The organism is Stenotrophomonas sp. STK16_22, assembly GCF_051984505.1.
Taxonomy (GTDB): domain Bacteria; phylum Pseudomonadota; class Gammaproteobacteria; order Xanthomonadales; family Xanthomonadaceae; genus Stenotrophomonas; species Stenotrophomonas maltophilia_A.
Genome location: NZ_CP196972.1, coordinates 246,872 through 264,234 on the forward strand (window position 1 = coordinate 246,872; position 17,363 = coordinate 264,234).

At 66.9% G+C, this 17,363-nt stretch carries 15 protein-coding genes; 10 read left to right on the forward strand and 5 right to left on the reverse strand.

The window, feature by feature from the left end; translation table 11 throughout:
• Nucleotides 1–7: 7 nt before the first annotated feature.
• Entirely contained in the window at nt 8–1,618 is a 1,611-nt protein-coding gene (locus ACSYAO_RS01085) for a carboxyl transferase domain-containing protein (RefSeq protein WP_049462812.1), read from the reverse strand.
• 10 nt (nt 1,619–1,628) lie between these two features.
• Nucleotides 1,629–2,792, reverse strand: a complete 1,164-nt coding sequence (locus ACSYAO_RS01090) for an isovaleryl-CoA dehydrogenase (protein ID WP_049462813.1) — start codon at nt 2,790–2,792, stop codon at nt 1,629–1,631.
• 161 nt (nt 2,793–2,953) lie between these two features.
• Here ACSYAO_RS01090 and ACSYAO_RS01095 point away from each other — a divergent pair, with 161 nt between their 5' ends.
• The 3 genes from ACSYAO_RS01095 to ACSYAO_RS01105 all read left to right on the forward strand — a co-directional run bounded on the left by ACSYAO_RS01095 (nt 2,954) and on the right by ACSYAO_RS01105 (nt 5,901).
• Nucleotides 2,954–3,562, forward strand: coding sequence for a TetR/AcrR family transcriptional regulator (locus ACSYAO_RS01095; RefSeq protein WP_005407661.1), 609 nt, complete (start codon nt 2,954–2,956; stop codon nt 3,560–3,562).
• 205 nt (nt 3,563–3,767) lie between these two features.
• Nucleotides 3,768–4,286, forward strand: coding sequence for a c-type cytochrome (locus ACSYAO_RS01100; RefSeq protein ID WP_005407662.1), 519 nt, complete (start codon nt 3,768–3,770; stop codon nt 4,284–4,286).
• Nucleotides 4,287–4,458: 172 nt separating this feature from the next.
• Nucleotides 4,459–5,901 carry an ExeM/NucH family extracellular endonuclease gene (locus ACSYAO_RS01105; RefSeq protein ID WP_049400583.1) on the forward strand — a complete coding sequence of 481 codons (1,443 nt, stop codon included), beginning with the start codon at nt 4,459–4,461 and terminating at the stop codon, nt 5,899–5,901.
• Nucleotides 5,902–6,220: 319 nt separating this feature from the next.
• On the opposite strand, the gene ACSYAO_RS01110 is transcribed toward ACSYAO_RS01105, so the two are convergent.
• A complete protein-coding gene (locus ACSYAO_RS01110) occupies nt 6,221–7,078 on the reverse strand; it encodes an EamA family transporter (RefSeq protein ID WP_049462814.1) in 858 nt (285 codons plus the stop codon).
• Nucleotides 7,079–7,121: 43 nt separating this feature from the next.
• On the opposite strand from ACSYAO_RS01110, the gene ACSYAO_RS01115 reads away from it, so the two are divergent.
• Both ACSYAO_RS01115 and zapE read left to right on the forward strand, forming a co-directional pair.
• Nucleotides 7,122–7,793, forward strand: a complete 672-nt coding sequence (locus tag ACSYAO_RS01115) for an alpha/beta hydrolase (RefSeq protein WP_049462815.1) — start codon at nt 7,122–7,124, stop codon at nt 7,791–7,793.
• Complete coding sequence (zapE, locus tag ACSYAO_RS01120; protein WP_032128212.1) at nt 7,790–8,890, forward strand: cell division protein ZapE; 1,101 nt, start codon at nt 7,790–7,792, stop codon at nt 8,888–8,890. Before ACSYAO_RS01115 ends, zapE begins: the two co-directional genes overlap by 4 nt.
• Before the next feature lie 75 nt (nt 8,891–8,965).
• Here the strand turns inward: zapE and ACSYAO_RS01125 are convergent, their stop codons facing one another.
• A complete protein-coding gene (locus ACSYAO_RS01125; RefSeq protein WP_049462816.1) occupies nt 8,966–9,802 on the reverse strand; it encodes a DUF2884 family protein in 837 nt (278 codons plus the stop codon).
• Between the two features lie 553 nt (nt 9,803–10,355).
• Here ACSYAO_RS01125 and ACSYAO_RS01130 point away from each other — a divergent pair.
• Both ACSYAO_RS01130 and ACSYAO_RS01135 read left to right on the forward strand, forming a co-directional pair.
• Nucleotides 10,356–12,758 carry a ribonucleoside-diphosphate reductase subunit alpha gene (locus tag ACSYAO_RS01130; protein WP_049462817.1) on the forward strand — a complete coding sequence of 801 codons (2,403 nt, stop codon included), beginning with the start codon at nt 10,356–10,358 and terminating at the stop codon, nt 12,756–12,758.
• 127 nt (nt 12,759–12,885) lie between these two features.
• Complete coding sequence (locus ACSYAO_RS01135; protein WP_008264781.1) at nt 12,886–13,905, forward strand: ribonucleotide-diphosphate reductase subunit beta; 1,020 nt, start codon at nt 12,886–12,888, stop codon at nt 13,903–13,905.
• 189 nt (nt 13,906–14,094) lie between these two features.
• Here ACSYAO_RS01135 and ACSYAO_RS01140 read toward each other — a convergent pair whose 3' ends face one another.
• Entirely contained in the window at nt 14,095–14,730 is a 636-nt protein-coding gene (locus ACSYAO_RS01140; protein WP_032128209.1) for a LysE family translocator, read from the reverse strand.
• Between the two features lie 152 nt (nt 14,731–14,882).
• Here ACSYAO_RS01140 and ACSYAO_RS01145 point away from each other — a divergent pair, with 152 nt between their 5' ends.
• The 3 genes from ACSYAO_RS01145 to ACSYAO_RS01155 all read left to right on the forward strand — a co-directional run bounded on the left by ACSYAO_RS01145 (nt 14,883) and on the right by ACSYAO_RS01155 (nt 17,360).
• A complete protein-coding gene (locus ACSYAO_RS01145; protein ID WP_004153688.1) occupies nt 14,883–15,284 on the forward strand; it encodes an acyl-CoA thioesterase in 402 nt (133 codons plus the stop codon).
• A 55-nt stretch (nt 15,285–15,339) separates the two neighbouring features.
• Nucleotides 15,340–16,146, forward strand: coding sequence for an NAD-dependent protein deacetylase (locus ACSYAO_RS01150; protein WP_049462818.1), 807 nt, complete (start codon nt 15,340–15,342; stop codon nt 16,144–16,146).
• Nucleotides 16,147–16,259: 113 nt separating this feature from the next.
• Nucleotides 16,260–17,360: an NADH:flavin oxidoreductase/NADH oxidase gene (locus ACSYAO_RS01155; RefSeq protein ID WP_080356563.1), complete on the forward strand. Its 1,101-nt coding sequence runs from the start codon at nt 16,260–16,262 to the stop codon at nt 17,358–17,360.
• Nucleotides 17,361–17,363: the final 3 nt, after the last annotated feature.

Below are 17,363 nucleotides of genomic sequence, written 5' to 3' on the forward strand. Positions count from 1 at the left end.
GCACGGGTTACATGCGGAACACGCCGAAGCGCGTCTGCTGCGGGGCGGCGTTGAGGCTGGCCGACAGCGCCAGGGCCAGCACCCGGCGGGTGTCGGCCGGATCGATCACGCCGTCATCCCACAGGCGCGCGCTGGCGTAGTACGGATGGCCCTGCTGCTCGAACTGGTCGCGGATAGGTGCCTTGAATGCATCTTCCTCCACTGCCGGCCACTGGCCGCCCTTGGCTTCGATGCCATCGCGCTTGACCGTGGCCAGCACGCTGGCGGCCTGTTCGCCGCCCATCACGCCGATGCGCGCGTTCGGCCACATCCACAGGAAGTTCGGCGAGTATGCGCGGCCGCACATGCCGTAGTTGCCGGCACCGAACGAACCACCGATGACCACGGTGAACTTGGGCACCTTGGCGCAGGCCACGGCCATCACCAGCTTGGCGCCGTCCTTGGCGATGCCGCCCTGTTCGTACTTGCGGCCGACCATGAAGCCGGTAATGTTCTGCAGGAACACCAGCGGGATGTTGCGCTGGGTGCACAGCTCGATGAAGTGTGCGCCCTTCAGTGCCGACTCGGAGAACAGGATGCCGTTGTTGGCGATGATGCCGATCGGGTAGCCGTTCAGATGCGCAAAGCCGGTCACCAGCGTTGCGCCGTAGCGCGGCTTGAACTCATCGAAGCGCGAGCCATCGACCAGGCGCGCGATGACCTCGCGCACGTCGTAGGGCTTGCGCGTGTCGGCCGGGATCACGCCATACAGCTCGTGCGCCGGCAACAGTGGTTCCTCGTTGGCCTGCACCGCCATCGCCGGCTCCGGCTTGCGCCAGTTGAGCTGGGCGATGATCGCGCGCACCCGTGCCAGCGCCTGCAGATCGTTGTCGGCCATGTGGTCAGCCACGCCGGAGATGCGCGTGTGCACATCGGCACCGCCGAGTTCCTCGGCCGTCACCACTTCGCCGGTGGCCGCCTTCACCAGCGGCGGGCCGCCGAGGAAGATCGTGCCCTGCTCGCGCACGATCACCGTCTCGTCGCTCATCGCTGGCACATAGGCACCACCAGCGGTGCAGCTGCCCATCACGCAGGCGATCTGCGGAATGCCCTGCGCCGACAGGTTGGCCTGGTTGTAGAAGATGCGGCCGAAATGGTCACGGTCGGGAAAGACTTCGTCCTGCAGTGGCAGGAACGCACCACCGGAATCGACCAGGTAGATGCACGGCAGGTGGTTCTGCTCGGCGATCTCCTGCGCGCGCAGGTGCTTCTTCACCGTCATCGGGTAGTAGGTGCCGCCCTTGACCGTGGCATCGTTGGCCACGATCACGCATTCCACGCCACTGACGCGGCCGATGCCGGCCACTACGCCAGCGGCCGGCACGGCGTCTTCGTACATGCCGTGCGCAGCCAGCGGCGCGATTTCCAGGAAGGCGCTGCCGGGGTCGAGCAGGGCGTCGATGCGGTCACGCACCAGCAGCTTGCCGCGCGCGGTGTGCTTGGCGCGTGCGGCTTCGCTGCCACCCAGCGCGGTGCGGGCGAGGGTGGCATGCAGGTCGTCGACCACGGCCTGCATGGCCGCGCGGTTGCTTTCAAACGTTTCGCTGCCCGGTTGCAGCTGGGTGCTTAGTACGGTCATCGCAGTGGCCTTACAGGGTGCGCTGGAACAGTTCGCGGCCGATCAGCATGCGGCGGATCTCCGACGTGCCGGCGCCGATTTCATACAGCTTGGCGTCGCGCCACAAGCGGCCGGTCGGATATTCGTTGATGTAGCCGTTGCCGCCCAGGATCTGGATCGCCTGGCCGGTCAGCCAGGTGGCCTTCTCGGCGGCGTACAGAATGGCACCGGCGGCATCCTGGCGGGTGGTGCGGCCCTGGTCGCAGGCGCGCGCGACGGCATAGACGTAGGCGCGGCACGCGCCCAGCCCCACGTACATGTCGGCAATCTTGGCCTGGATCAGCTGGAAGCTGCCGATCGGTTCGCCGAACTGGTGGCGCTCGTGCACATAGGGCATGACCACGTCCATGGCCGCGGCCATCAGGCCCAGCGGGCCACCAGAAAGGACCACGCGCTCGTAATCCAGGCCGGACATCAACACGCGCACGCCACCACCGACCTGGCCCAACACGTTTTCTTCGGGAATCTCGCATTCCTGGAACACCAGCTCGCAGGTGGGCGAGGAGCGCATGCCCAGCTTGTCCAGCTTCTGCGCGGTGGAGAAGCCCTTCATGCCCTTCTCGACCAGGAACGCGGTGATGCCCTTGGCGCCAGCCTCCATGTCGGTCTTGGCATAGACCACCAGCACGTCGGCGTCAGGGCCGTTGGTGATCCACATCTTGTTGCCGTTGAGCACGTAGCGATCACTGCGCTTGTCGGCGCGCAGCTTCATCGACACCACGTCCGAACCGGCACCCGGCTCGCTCATCGCCAGCGCGCCGACCAGGCTGCCGTTGCACAGGCCGGGCAGGAAGCGCTGCTTCTGTTCTTCGTTGCCGTTCTTGCGCAGCTGGTTCACGCACAGGTTGGAGTGCGCGCCATAGGACAGGCCGATGCCGCCGGAGGCACGCGAGATTTCTTCCATCGCCACCACATGGGCCAGGTAACCCATGCCGGTGCCGCCGTATTCTTCTTCCACGGTGAGGCCGAGCAGGCCCTGTTCGCCCAGCTTCGGCCACAGGGCCAGCGGGAACTGGTTGCTGGCATCGGCCTCGGCGGCCAGCGGTGCGACCTCGGCGGCGGCAAAATGGGCCACGCTCTGGCGCAGCAGGTCGATGTCTTCGCCAAGGTCGAAGTTCAGGGATGGCACGTGCATTGTGGTGGCTCCACGGCGGGATGGCAGGAAATGGACGCACCCGGCGGGGGAGCGGGCGGCGGTCTGCAGGACCGCTGCCCGCACGGGCGATTGGACCCCAGCGTAGCGGGGTTCGGGTAAGAAGTGAATACAAATTCAAAAATTGAAACTAGAATCAAAACATGGCCTACAAACGCTCTGCACTGATGGAAGAACGCCTGGCCGGGGCCCGTGAACGGATCCTGCTGGCCACCCGTGAGCTGGTCGCCACCGGGGGCTGGCGCAATGCCCCGGTGACCGCCGTGGCGACCCAGGCGGGGGTGTCCACCGGCCTGATCTACCGGCACTTCCCGTCCAAGGCCGAGCTGTTCGTGGAGGTGCTCAACGCCGCGGTGGCCCACGAGGTCGCGATCATGGAGCGCATCGCCAGCGGCCCGGAGGTGGCCAGCGAGCGCCTGCGGTTGGCGATCACCGCCTTCGTCCGCCGCGCCCTGGCCGGGCCGGGGCTGGCGCATGCCTTCATCGTCGAACCGGTCGACCCGGACGTGGAAGCCGAGCGCATGCGTGGTCGTCGTGCCTTCGGCGACGTGTTCCTGCGGCTGGTGGAGGAGGGCGTGGCCGCCGGTGAGCTGCCGGCGCAGGACGCGCATGTGGCCGCCGCCTGCCTGGTCGGCGCCTTCACCGAGGCGATGGTCGGCCCGACCGCGCCCAGCCGCGAAGCACACCGCGACGAAGACGCACTGGTGGATGCGATCTGCAGCTTCTGCCTGCGCGCGATCGGCGCCCGGTAATCCGGTAGAGCCGGTCGCTGGCCGGCTTCTGCACGATCCATCCGGCGGGCTGGCGATGCCGGGCAGCGGCCGGCACTACCGGGTCCGAATGCTGCGCCGCACCAGCAGTGACGCCTGTTGTCGCACGCACAGCGCGTTCTATACTCGGTCCATCACGCAGTCGCTCAGCCGTGGTCCAACGACTATCAGCCAGGGGTAACGAAGAGTGCGGAATTACGATCTGGAGTTCCTGAAACGCTTCTCCATGGTGATCGCGCTGCTGGCGACCATCACCCTCGGCCTCATCCTCCTTGCCGCTTACATCCACACCCGGATTCCGCCCGAGGTGTCGCCGACCGCGGCCAAGCGCACCGAGCAGCGCATCTCGCCCACCGGCGCGGTCTATGCCGGCAGCACCGGCGCCGCCGCGCAGGCTGCGGCCAAGGCCGCCGCGCTGGCCAAGGCCGCCTCGCAGGTGGCCTACGGCGGCACCAAGGACGGCAAGGTCATCTTCGACAACCTGTGCACCGCCTGCCACACCACCGGCGTGGGCATGGCGCCGACGCTGGACCATTCGCACTGGGACAAGCGCATCGCACAGGGCAAGGACACTCTCTACAAGCACGCCATCGAGGGCTATACCGGTCCGGATGGCGGCATCATGCCGCCCAAGGGCGGCAACCCGGCGCTGACCGAGGAACAGATCCACGCCACCGTGGACTGGATGCTGGGCAACCTGAAGTAACCGGTAGTGCCGGCCGCTGGCCGGCAACCACGCATGGCATGAAGGTCATGAGGTTGCCGGCCAGCGGCCGGCACGACCCAGGCTTTGCCCACCAAGGTCAAAACCCTGCCCGCAGGCGGGGTTTCGTATTTCAGGGTTAGTCTGTGCGCCTCTTCCATGGAGTCGCCCGTCGATGCGCCGCCGTTCCCTCGCCCTTGCCCTGTCCCTGCTGCTGCCGGCCGGCGCCTTTGCCCAGGCCCAGCCGCAGGCCGCACCGGTCGCGTCGCCGTCCGCCGCGCGCAGCAGCGCCACCGTGGTGCTGACCACCGCGCCGGCCGACTGGCGTGCGCTGGATGGCCAGCGCGTGCGCATCGCCGCACCGCTCACCCTGGCCGGCACCGATGGCCTGGAGCGCTTTGGGCAGCTCACCGTGGCCTTCGATGGCCGCCTCTGGCAGCCGACCGAAGTGGCCGCGCCGGGTACTGCCGGCTATGAGCAGGTGATGGCCGACAACCAGCGCCGCCGCCTGCTGCTGGACGACGGCAGCGAAGCCCGCGACCCGGCCAGCGTGGCCTACCTGCCAGCCAACCCGGTGCTGCGCACCGGCATGCAGCTGCGCAATGTGGAAGGTGTCGTGCACGTGGACGCACAGGGCCGTCCGCGCCTGCAGGTCGAGGGTGCACTCACGTTGCCCGAGCTGAAGCGTCCGGCGGTGCCGACGGTGCCGGGCAGCCTGCATATCGCTGCATTCAACCTGGAGAACTTCTTCAATGGCGATGGCCAGGGCGGTGGCTTCCCGACCCTGCGCGGCGCGCGCACGCTGGAAGAGCACAAGGCGCAGGTCGGCAAGCTGGTGGCCACGGTCAACGCGCTCGGTGCCGACATCGCCGCGTTGATGGAACTGGAAAACGATGGCTATGGCCCGCAGTCGGCCATCGCCGAACTGGTCAGCGCCCTCAACGCCGGTCTTGCCGCCGACAAGCAGTGGGCCTTCGTCGATGCCGGCGAGGGGCCGGGCAGCAACCCGATCCGGGTTGGCATCATCTATCGCAGGAGTGCGTTCAAGCCGCTGGGCAAGCCGTTGACCAGAACCGACGGTCCGTTCGCCGAACACAGCCGCGCACCGCTGGCGCAGGCTTTCCAGGGCAAGGGCGCACCGTTCATGGTGGTCGCCAACCATTTCAAGTCCAAGGGCTGCCGTGATGCCAGCGGCGGCGATGCCGACCGCAACGATGGCCAGGGTTGCTGGAATGCCACCCGGGTGGAATCGGCAAAGCAGTTGAACCAGTGGGTGCAGGCCGAAGCTGGCCGCCTGAAGGTGAAGGACGTGGTGCTGCTGGGCGATTTCAACGCCTACGCGATGGAAGACCCGATCCGCACCCTGCATGACCTGGGCTGGCAGGACGCATTCAAGGTCGCCCAGGTCGAGCATCCTTACAGCTACGTCTACAACGGCTATACCGGCCGCCTCGACCACGCGCTGCTGAGCCCGGGCATGGCCCAGCGCCTGCGCGGTGCCGCCGAGTGGCACAGCAATGCCGACGAACAGGACGCCAGCGGCTACCAGGGCCGCAACGTGCAGGGCCCGTGGCGCAGCTCCGACCACGACCCGCTGTTGCTGGGTTTCGATAAATAACCCAGCGGTTGGGCATCCGCTTGGGTGTAGGCGCGTACATGGGGCGGCACTGATCCTGCTGTTGCTTTTGACCTTTCAGTCCGCCTTCAAGCGAGCCGAGCATCGCAGGTGAATCAGGGGCGAAGAGGCGCCGATGTCTGAGCGTAGCGAGTTCGGCGCCGTCCCCTGGTTCACCGAGAAGCGCAGGGTACCGGTGCACAGCACCGGCTCGCGGCTGGCGGAGCGTTTCTTTGGTTACTTTCTTTGCGCGCAAAGAAAGTGACACCTCTCCGGAGTTGCGGAAACGATTTGCCGGAAATGGTCCGTCGCAATCAAATGCTCAGCCCCAGGCGATCAATCCAATCGCCAGCACCGCCAGCGCCAGCCCGGCGCGGTTCCACTTCGTGGTGGCCTCGCCGAAGGCGAACACGCCCACCAGCGCGCCCAGCACCACCACGCCGATGTTCATGCCGGCGAACACGGTGGCCGGGCTCTCCGGCATGGACTGATGCGCGTGCACATAGAAAAGAATGTTGCCGCCGTTGAGCAGCCCCAGCAGCGCGCCCGCACCGAGGTTGCGCCAGGCCAATCGGCTGCGGCCACTGGCGTGCCGCCACAGCTGAAGTGCCAGCATCAGCACGAAGGCCACGCTGAAGCTGGCCAGCACCGCCGCCATCGACGGCGTGCCGGACAGCGCCACCTGCTTGAGCAGCACGTCGACCACCGCGAACCCGGCCCATACGCCCAGCAGCCAGCCCCAGCCACCCGGTGAGGACGCCACCGCCGGGCCGCGCGGGCGCAGGCTGATCGCCACCATCGCCAGCAGGCCCAGGCCGAGACCGGCCAGCTTCCACGGCGTCGCAGTCTGGCCGAAGAACAGGAAGGCGGCGGCCAAAGACAGCAGCAACGACAAGCGCTGCGCCACGTCGCTGCGGACGATGCCGGCCACCGCCACCGCGCGGCCCAGCACCAGGAAGATCGATGGCAGCACCACCGCCAGTGCCAGCAAAGACAGCCACGGCGCGTGCGGCGCGCGCAGCGCATCCAGCGGCGGCTGCAGCACCACGGCGGTGAGCGTTGCCGCCACCAGATAGTTCCAGGTGACCATCTGCGCAACATCCAGCTGGCGGCGTCCGGCCACCTTCAACAACACCGAAACCAGCACGCTGCAGATCACGGCCAAGGACAGGTAGAGCATGGGGCGGGCACAGGGCAGGGGCAGGGGACGGTATCATGGTGCCATGCACAAGCCTTCGTTCCCCGTCGCCCCCGGCGAAACCGCCTGCCTCGAACTGGCCGGCCCGGCCGGCCCGCTGGAAGTGGTCGTCGACCTGCCCAAGGCCGATGTGCCGGCGCAGCCGATCGTGGCCATCATCTGCCATCCGCTGTCTACCGAAGGCGGCACCCTGCACAACAAGGTGGTCACCATGACCGCCACCACCCTGCGCGAGCTGGGCATCACCACGGTGCGCTTCAACTTCCGCAGCGTCGGCGCGTCGGCCGGTGAGTTCGACCACGGCGTGGGCGAGCAGGATGACCTGAAGACCGTCGCCGCCTGGGTGCAGAGCCAGCGCCCGGACGACCGCCTGTGGCTGGCCGGTTTCAGCTTCGGCTCGTTCGTTTCTTTGAAGGCCGCTGCCGCGCTGCAGCCGGAAGCGCTGATCTCGATCGCGCCGCCGGCCGGTCGCTGGGACTTCGATGGCATCGCGCCGCCGGCGCGCTGGCTGGTGATCCAGGGCGAGCAGGATGAGATCGTCGACCCGCAGGCCGTCTACCAGTGGCTGGACACGCTGGACGTCCCGCATGAGCTGGTGCGCATGCCCGAGACCAGCCACTTCTTCCACCGCAAGCTGATCGATCTGCGTGGCGCGCTGACCCACGGCGTGAAGCACTGGCTGGGCGCGGCGGCATGAGTGCAACCGAGCTGACCCCGTCGCAGCGGTACGCGGAAGGGGTTGCCCGTGGCGACTGGCAGAACGACCCGGCCCAGCACGCAGCGCTGGCCGAACTGGACCGCATCCACCTGGGCCTGGTCGACAGCGCCGAAGACGGCTGGCTGGACCGCCTGTCCTCGTTCTGGAAGAAGCCCGAGCCGGTGAAGGGTCTGTACTTCTGGGGCGGCGTCGGCCGTGGCAAGACCTTCCTGGTCGACCTGTTCTACGACGGCCTGCCGATCAAACAGAAGTACCGCACGCATTTCCACCGCTTCATGCGCAGCGTCCACGAGCGCCTGCGCGAGCACCAGGGGCAGAGCGACCCGCTGGCGAAGATCGCCCAGGAATGGCGCAGCAACCTGCGCGTGCTGGTGCTGGACGAATTCTTCGTCACCGACATCGGCGACGCGATGCTGCTGGCACGGCTGCTGGAGCGCCTGTTCGCCGAGGGCGTGACCCTGGTGACCACCTCCAACACCGCGGTGGAGAACCTGTACCTCAACGGCCTGCAGCGTGAGAGCTTCCTGCCGGCCATCGGCCTGCTGCAGCGCTTCTGCGTGGAGCTGTACGCCGAGGGCACCGAGGACTACCGCATGCGCGCGCTGACCCGTTCGCCGGTGTACCGCGCACCGTTGGCCGCCGACAGTGATGAGTGGCTGGCCACGCGCTGGAACGAACTGAGCGGCGGCCAGCCGGCCAAGCCCGGCAACATCGAGATCGAAGGCCGCAAGATCCCGGTGCGCGGCCGTGGCAAGAGCATTGCCTGGTTCGATTTCGCCGCGTTGTGCGAAGGCCCGCGTGGCCCGTCGGATTACATCGAGATCGCGCACGAGTTCAACACCGTGCTGCTGGGCGGCATCCCCGCCTTCGACCGTTTGAACGAAGATGCCGCGCGCCGCTTCGTCAACCTGATCGACGAACTGTACGACCGCCACGTCAACCTGGTCTGCACCGCCAGTACCTCGCCGATCGAGCTGTACACCGGCCAGCGCCTGCAGGGCGCGTTCGAGCGCACCGCCTCGCGCCTGATCGAAATGCAGAGCGCCGAGTACCTGGGTACCCCGCACCGGGCGTGAGGGCGCCACCCAGGTAAATGCGTTGCCGGCCAGGGTTCCGGTAGTGCTGGCCGCTGGCCGGCATCCGCCGCGCGGTTACCGGGTCGGCGCCACGGCGTTCCCACGCGGCCGCTCATCCGGCCCGGCCGACACATGCAGGCCCGAGCCATCGCCGTGCTCTACCCGTACGCTCTCGCCGCGCTCCAGCAGCCGCAGTGGCTGGCCCTGGTAGCGCACCTCCAGCGCGTCGTGGGCCGCTGCCAGCGACTGCACCAGCGGGCACAGCGCCATGGCCTTGGCCTCCAGCTGCTGGCTGCGTGCTTCCATGCGGCGGTCGACTTCGGCATCGAGGCGGTCGGCGCGGCGCTCCATGGCGCCGGCGCGGCCGGTGAACACCTGCCACAGCACGCTGCGGGTCATCGACCCGGCCATCGTCTCGGCCATCTGCTCGATGTGCGCGTCGAAGCCATCGCCGAAGCTCTCCTGTTCCCAGTAGCCGCGGCCCAGGCTGGCGTCGATCCAGTCCTGCATCTCGCCGCGCATTGCACGCATCTGGCGGTTGCGGGACTTGCCGGTGATGGCTTCGAAGGCGGCGTCCAGCGCATCGAAGGTGACCCCGGAGACTTCATGGGCCAGTGCGGTGACCGCTGGCATCAGCTGCCGCGCCCCGGCCTCCATCTGCCGCAGGCGGGCGGCGTCGGCCTCGCTGACCGGCACGATCGTGTCGTCCAGGCTCAGCACGCCATCGTGGAACACCACCTCGTGCGGTGCCTGCGGGCCATGCCGCAGCCAGATGCCACCGCTGTCCACCAGCACGTCATAGTCGGTGTGGATACCGCACTGGTCCGCGCGCAGCTTCGGGGTGTCAGCGGCAATTGCAGGTACGGTGACCACAGCAGCCAGCAGGGCCAAGGCGGGTGCTGACAGGCGCATGGTGGAATCCTTTCCGGTCATTGCAGGACCCCAGCATCCCGCGTTCGGCAGGCGCCGTCACCCGCCGAAAGTCACTGCGCGATGGCGATTCGTCCGGCCATACCGGCTTTCCCACCGACTGCCCACCACCTATCCACAGGGTTGTCCCTAGCCAGTTTCATCACTGTCATGTGAAGCTGTCATTGTTCCGTTTTCGCGGTGCGTTGTACCACCGTGATGACGCCTTTCGGGCTTGACTGCGCAGCCCGTTCCGGCAGGTCTGAAGCGTCTGATCCGGGCGCCGATGGCACGATCCTTGCGGCGCAAGGGATTGCCGAATTTCACTACATTTGGCGTTGACGGACCCCATTACCCCCACTATCTTGTGGCCGTCGGTCGCAGCAACCCCAATTCCAGGGGGTGCCCGGGGTATCCATCCGCGATCGTCAACGGCAGTGGCAGGCGCAGGGTCTCATCCCCTGCGACGCCGTCCTGCCATCCTGGGCTGTCATGTCCCGGGCTGCGTCACCCGATGCATCGAGCACCCACCAATCACGCCAAGAGGACACACGCCGTGACCACCGAATCCAGCGCCACCATCGAGAAGGAAAGCGAATTCCTGTTGACGTCGCCGCCGACGGCCAACGCGATGAGTGTGACCAAGCGCAATGGCACGACCGAACTGGTGGACCTGAACAAGATCGTGCGCGCGGTGCAGCGTTCCTCCGAAGGCCTGCACGCCGTCGATCCGATGCGCGTGGCCACCCGCACCATTTCCGGCCTGTACAACGGCGCCACCACCCGCGAGCTGGACGAACTGTCCATCCGCACCGCCGCCCTGCTGATCGGTGAAGAGCCCGAGTACGGCCGCCTGGCTGCGCGCCTGCTGGCCAACTACATCGCCAAGGAAGTCTCGGGCCAGGAAATCTATGCCTTCTCGCAGTCGGTCAGCCGTGGCCATGAAGTCGGCCTGATCAACGATCGCCTGCTGAACTTCGTGCAGACCAACGCGCGCAAGCTCAACGATGCCATCGACATCTCGCTGGACCTGAACTTCGATTACTTCGGCCTGCGTACCCTGTACGACCGTTACCTGCTGCGCCATCCGCACACCCGCAAGGTGATCGAGACCCCGCAGCAGTTCTTCCTGCGCATTGCCAGCGCGCTGAGCGAGGATGTGTCCGAGACCCTGGCGCTGTACAAGCGCATGGGCAACCTGGACTACCTGCCGTCCAGCCCGACCCTGTTCAATTCCGGCACCACCCACGAGCAGCTGTCCTCGTGCTTCCTGCTGGATTCGCCGCAGGACTCGCTGGAGTCGATCTATTCCAAGTACGGCGACATCGCCCAGCTGTCGAAGTTCTCCGGCGGCATCGGCGTCAGCTACACCCGCGTGCGTTCGCGTGGTTCGCTGATCAAGTCGACCAACGGCCACTCCAACGGCATCGTGCCGTGGCTGAAGACCATGGATTCGTCCGTGGCCGCGGTGAACCAGGGCGGCAAGCGCAAGGGCGCAGCCTGCGTCTACCTGGAAACCTGGCACGCCGACGTCGAGGACTTCCTCGAGCTGCGTGACAACACCGGTGACGAAGCCCGCCGTGCGCACAACCTGAACCTGGCCAACTGGGTGCCGGACCTGTTCATGAAGCGCGTCGAGGCCGACCAGGAATGGTCGCTGTTCGATCCGCGCGTCGTGCCGGAGTTCACCGACCTGTTCGGCGAAGCCTTCGAGCAGGCCTACCTGCAGGCCGAAGCCCAGGGCAAGGCCAACCGCACCATCTCCGCGCGCAAGCTGTACGCCCGCATGATGCGTACGCTGGCCGAGACCGGCAACGGCTGGATGACCTTCAAGGACAAGTGCAACCGCGCCAGTAACCAGACCCTGCGCGCCGGCAACGTGATCCACCTGTCCAACCTGTGCACGGAAATCCTGGAAGTCACCTCCAACGATGAAACTGCGGTGTGCAACCTGGGTTCGATCAACCTGGGCAACCACTTCGACGAGCACAACGAGTTCGACTTCGAGAAGCTGGCCGAGACCGTGCGCCTGGCCGTGCGCCAGCTCGACCGCGTCATCGACCTGAACTTCTACCCGATCGAAACCGCCCGCCGCGCCAACCTGCGCTGGCGTCCGGTCGGCCTGGGCTGCATGGGCCTGCAGGACGTGTTCTTCCGCAAGCGCCTGCCGTTCGACAGCGCCGAAGCCCGCGCCCTGTCGAAGAAGATTGCCGAAGCGATCTACTTCCACGCGCTGGAAACCTCCTGCGAGCTGGCCCAGGAGCGCGGCAAGCACCCGTCGTTCAACGACACCCGTGCCGCCGGTGGCGAACTGCAGTTCGACGCCTGGAACGTGGTGCCGGAAGACACCGCGCGCTGGGATGCCCTGCGTGCCCGCATCAAGGAGCATGGCCTGCGCAACTCGCTGATGATCGCGATTGCACCGACCGCCACCATCGCCTCGATCGCCGGCTGCTACGAGTGCGTCGAGCCGCAGGTGTCCAACCTGTTCAAGCGCGAGACCCTGTCCGGTGACTTCCTGCAGGTCAACCGCTACCTGGTGAACGAGCTGAAGAAGCTGGGCCTGTGGACCGCCGACATGCGCGATGCCATCAAGCTGGCCGAAGGCTCCATCGCCGGCGTGGCACAGATTCCGGAAACGCTGCGCGAGGTCTACCGCACCGCGTGGGAACTGCCGATGCGTTCGCTGATCGACATGGCCGCCGAGCGTGGTGCCTTCATCGACCAGTCGGCCTCGCTCAACCTGTTCATGGAAAGCCCGAACATCGGCGCGATGTCCTCCATGTACATGTACGCCTGGAAGCAGGGCATCAAGACCACCTACTACCTGCGTTCGCGCCCGGCCACCAAGATCGCCAAGACCACGGTGAGCAGCGCAGCCCCGGCCAAGGTGTTCAGCCCGGACGAAGCCATCGCCTGCTCGCTGGAAAACCCGGAAGCCTGCGAGGCCTGCCAATAAAAGCGGCCGTGCCGGCCTTTGGCCGGCACACCCCTTTGTAGAGTCGAGCCATGCTCGACTGCAGAAAACACCAAGGTAGCGCCGGGCCATGCCCGGCGTTTTGACCCGAGAAGACAAGGAAACACCCATGGCCGACAAGCCCAAGCAGATGCTGCTCGATCCCGGTTTTGAACTGACCCTGCGCCCGATGCGCTACCCGCAGTTCTATGACATGTACCGGAACGCGATCAAGAACACCTGGACGGTGGAAGAGATCAACTTCCAGATCGACATCACCGACCTGCATAGCAAGATGTCGCCGGGTGAGCGTCACCTGATCCACCGCCTGGTCGCGTTCTTCGCCACCGGCGACTCGATCGTGTCCAACAACCTGGTGCTGAACCTGTACCAGCACTTGAATGCGCCGGAAGCGCGCATGTACCTGTCGCGCCAGCTGTATGAAGAAGCGCTGCACGTGCAGTTCTACCTGACCCTGCTCGACAACTACCTGCCGGATCCGGAAGAGCGCGTCAAAGCCTTCGCCGCGGTGGAGAACATCGACTCGATCAAGAAGAAGGCCGATTTCTGCTTCAAGTGGATCGACTCGATCCAGGACCTGAAGCGCATCGAGACCCGCGCCGAGCGTCGCCAGTTCCTGCTCAACCAGATCTGCTTCGCCGCCTGCATCGAAGGCCTGTTCTTCTTCGCCGCCTTCGCCTACGTGTACTACTTCCGTTCGCGCGGCCTGCTGCCGGGCCTGGCCTCGGGCACCAACTGGGTGTTCCGCGACGAGAGCGCGCACATGGAGTTCGCGTTCGAGTCGGTGCGCGTGGTGCGTGAGGAAGAGCCGGACCTGTTCGACGACGAGATGAAGCAGCAGGTCTACGACATGCTGGCCGAAGCCATCGAATGCGAAGTGCAGTTCGCCGAGGACGTGCTGTCCGGCGGCGTGGCCGGCATCTCCACCCGCGACATGCGCCAGTACCTGCAGCACTGCGCCGACCAGCATTTCGCCAAGCTGGGCATGGAAAAGAAGTACAACGTGCGCAACCCGCTGCCGTTCATGGAACTGCAGGACGTGCAGGAGCTGACCAACTTCTTCGAACGCCGCGTCTCGGCCTACCAGGTCGGCGTGCAGGGCGAAGTCGCCTTCGACATGAACTTCTGATCGAACCGGTCAGATCTGTCGCAACGAAAAACCCCGGCCAACGCCGGGGTTTTTTGTTGGTAGCGCCGGGCCATGCCCGGCGGAGCCTGCCTGGTGCTACCGGCCGTCATGCTGCACGCGGGCCTTTGTAGAGTCGAGCTTGCTCGACTGCCGTTCGCGCAAAGCGGTCGAGCAAGCTCGACTCTACAATCAGCGTCGCCCTTCCACCGCCATGCGTACCGCCAGCCCGGCCAGCACCGTGCCCATCAGCCAGCGCTGCACCACCTGCCAGGTCGGGCGCGCGGCCAGGAAACCGGCGATGCTGCCAGCGGTCAGCGCAATCATGCCGTTCACGGTCACACTCACCGCGATCTGGGTGGAGCCCAGCACGATCGACTGCATCAGCACACTGCCCTCGCCGTCCGGATGCAGGAACTGCGGCAGCAGCGACAGGTACATCACCGCCACTTTCGGGTTCAGCAGGTTGGTCAGGAAGCCCATCGTGAACAGTTTGCGCGGGCTGTCCTGCGGCAGTTCGCGCACCGCGAACGGCGAACGGCCACCGGGCTTGAGCGCCTGCCAGGCCAGGTACAGCAGGTACAGCGCGCCGCCGATGCGCAGCGCGTCGTAGGCGAACGGCACGGTCATCAGCAGGGCGGTGATGCCCAGTGCCGCACACAGCATGTAGAACACGAAGCCCAGCGCCACCCCGCCCAGCGAGATCAGGCCTGCCATCGGCCCCTGGCAGATCGAGCGTGAGATCAGGTAGATCATGTTCGGCCCGGGCGTGAGCACCATGGCCAGTGAAACCAGCGCGAAGGCCAGCAGGTCAGAAGTGGCGGGCATGGGCGGTCCTGGCAGTGGGCGTGGCGCAGTGTAACGCCTGCCGCAGGCGCGGCCTGCGCAGGCACCGCTGCCGGGTGACCGTTGCACGTGCATTCCGATGGCCATCACGCCGGTCGCTTAGAATCCGCAGCACCCCACACCGAAGCCCCCCCATGACCCCCATCCCCGAGACCGTGCCGCCCACCGAAGTGCGCATGGCCGAAATCGTCTTTCCCAACCACACCAACCACCTTGGCACCCTGTTCGGTGGCCAGGCATTGGCGTGGATGGACAAGGCCGCCTTCCTGGCCGCCGCCCGCTACTCACGCCGCACCGTGGTGACCGCGCGCAGCGACCAGGTCGACTTCAAGCTGCCGATCCGCATCGGCCAGATGGTCGAGACCATTGGCCGCATCGTCGAAGTCGGCCGCAGCTCGATGAAGGTGGAGGTGGAACTGGTCGCCGAGGACCTGCACAGCGGCGAGCGCAAGCTGTGTACCCGCGGCCACTTCGTGATGATCGCGCTGGACGAGGAAGGCCACCCGATTGCGGTGCCGCCGCTGCCGGCGGCCTGATCGGCCGGCTGAACCTGCGCTTGCGGGGGCGCCACCGCGCCCCCATCTGGCAGCCATGACCCTGCCACTGACCGACTTCATCGACCGTGCCCAGCGCCTGTTCGTGCTGACCGGCGCCGGCTGCAGCACCGCCTCCGGCATTCCCGATTACCGGGATGCCGACGGCCAGTGGAAACGCACGCCGCCGGTGACCTACCAGGCCTTCATGGGCGAGGCGGCCACCCGCCAGCGCTACTGGGCGCGCAGCCTGCTGGGCTGGCCGCGCTTCGGCCTGGCCCGGCCCAACGGCACCCACCAGGCCCTGGCCGCGCTGGAAAGCCGAGGCAAGCTGCAGGTGCTGCTGACCCAGAACGTGGACGGCCTGCACCAGCGTGCCGGCAGCCACAACGTGATCGACCTGCATGGCCGCTTGGATCTGGTGCGCTGCATGGGTTGCGAGCGTCGCAGCGGCCGCGAGGATTTCCAGCAGCGCCTGCTGGACGCCAATCCCGGCTGGGACGCGCTGGAGGCAGGCATCGCGCCCGATGGTGATGCCGATCTGGAGACCGATTTCTCCGCGTTCGTGGTGCCCGAGTGCCCGCATTGCGGCAGCGTGTTGAAGCCGGATGTGGTGTTCTTCGGCGAAAACGTGCCGCGGGAGCGCGTGCAGGCGGTGCAGGAGCACCTGCAGCAGGCCGACGCCGTGCTGGTGGTGGGTTCATCGCTGATGGTCTATTCCGGCTTCCGCTTCGTGCAGGCGGCGGCCAGGGCAGGGCTGCCGGTGGCGGCGTTGAACCGTGGCCGCACCCGCGCCGACGACCTGCTGCAGTTCAAGGATGAACGGGACTGCGCCGAGGCGCTGGCCGCGTGGGCCTCACCCTGAGCCGAGCACACGCTCGGCTGCACGCCCACCGCGAAACAGCGATCCATCCAGACGGTTGATTCGCAGGCCGTGCGGCGGTGCAATACGCACCCCCTACGTCGTTCATCACCGTCTTGAGCCAGCTGTTTTCGCCGATCTCGTTCGGCCCCCTGACCCTGTCCAACCGCATCGTCATCGCGCCGATGTGCCAGTACTCCGCCGAAGACGGTCGCGCCAGCGATTGGCACGCCATGCATCTGGGCAACCTGGCGCAGTCCGGCGCCGGCCTGCTGATCCTGGAAGCCACCGCGGTCGAACCGCGCGGCCGCATCAGCTGGGCCGACCTGGGCCTGTGGGATGACGGCACCGAGGCCGCGCTGGCACAGGTGCTGACCAGCGTGCGCCGCTGGTCGCCGATGCCGCTGGGCGTCCAGCTGGGCCATGCCGGCCGCAAGGCCTCGGTGAGGCGTCCGTGGGACGGTGATGGCCAGTTGCCGGCTGATGACGCGCGTGGCTGGGCCACCGTGGCGCCGTCGCCGCTGCCGTTCCATGCCGCCGATCCGGCACCGCAGGAACTGGACGAGGCCGGCATCGCCGAGGTCATCGCCGCCTTCGCCGCCAGTGCGGTACGCGCCGAGCGCCTGGGCTTCGAGCTGATCGAATTGCATGCCGCGCACGGTTATCTGCTGCACCAGTTCCTGTCGCCGCTGAGCAACCGCCGCACCGATGGCTACGGTGGCTCGCTGCCGAACCGCCTGCGCCTGCTGGTGGAGGTGTTCGATGCGGTGCGTGCGGCAGTGTCCGACAAGGTCGCGGTGGGCGTGCGCATCTCCGCCAGCGACTGGGTCGATGGCGGCTGGGATCTGGTGCAGAGCGAAGCGCTGGCGCAGGTGATGGACGCGCGCGGCTGCAACTTCCTGCATGTCTCCAGCGGTGGCCTGGACGAGCGCCAGAAGATCACCGTCGGCCCGGGCTATCAGGTGCCGTTCGCGGCGGCGATCAAGGCCAAGGTGCGCATGCCGGTCATCGCCGTGGGCATGATCACCGAGCCGGAGCAGGCCGAATCGATCCTGCGCCATCGCCACGCCGATGCGGTAGCCCTGGCGCGCGGCATCCTCTACGACCCGCGCTGGCCGTGGCATGCTGCCGCCGCATTGCGCGACAGCGTGGAACCGGCGCCGCAGTACCTGCGCTGCGAGCCGCGCGATGCGCGCGGCGTGTTCAAGGCGCGCTGAGGC

Coding starts and splice junctions, on each gene's coding strand:
- ACSYAO_RS01085 (WP_049462812.1), bottom strand. CDS start 1,618: ATGACCGTACTAAGCACCCAGCTGCAACCGGGCAGCGAAACGTTTGAA.
- ACSYAO_RS01090 (WP_049462813.1), bottom strand. CDS start 2,792: ATGCACGTGCCATCCCTGAACTTCGACCTTGGCGAAGACATCGACCTG.
- ACSYAO_RS01095 (WP_005407661.1), top strand. CDS start 2,954: ATGGCCTACAAACGCTCTGCACTGATGGAAGAACGCCTGGCCGGGGCC.
- ACSYAO_RS01105 (WP_049400583.1), top strand. CDS start 4,459: ATGCGCCGCCGTTCCCTCGCCCTTGCCCTGTCCCTGCTGCTGCCGGCC.
- ACSYAO_RS01110 (WP_049462814.1), bottom strand. CDS start 7,078: ATGCTCTACCTGTCCTTGGCCGTGATCTGCAGCGTGCTGGTTTCGGTG.
- ACSYAO_RS01115 (WP_049462815.1), top strand. CDS start 7,122: ATGCACAAGCCTTCGTTCCCCGTCGCCCCCGGCGAAACCGCCTGCCTC.
- zapE (WP_032128212.1), top strand. CDS start 7,790: ATGAGTGCAACCGAGCTGACCCCGTCGCAGCGGTACGCGGAAGGGGTT.
- ACSYAO_RS01125 (WP_049462816.1), bottom strand. CDS start 9,802: ATGCGCCTGTCAGCACCCGCCTTGGCCCTGCTGGCTGCTGTGGTCACC.
- ACSYAO_RS01135 (WP_008264781.1), top strand. CDS start 12,886: ATGGCCGACAAGCCCAAGCAGATGCTGCTCGATCCCGGTTTTGAACTG.
- ACSYAO_RS01140 (WP_032128209.1), bottom strand. CDS start 14,730: ATGCCCGCCACTTCTGACCTGCTGGCCTTCGCGCTGGTTTCACTGGCC.
- ACSYAO_RS01145 (WP_004153688.1), top strand. CDS start 14,883: ATGACCCCCATCCCCGAGACCGTGCCGCCCACCGAAGTGCGCATGGCC.
- ACSYAO_RS01150 (WP_049462818.1), top strand. CDS start 15,340: ATGACCCTGCCACTGACCGACTTCATCGACCGTGCCCAGCGCCTGTTC.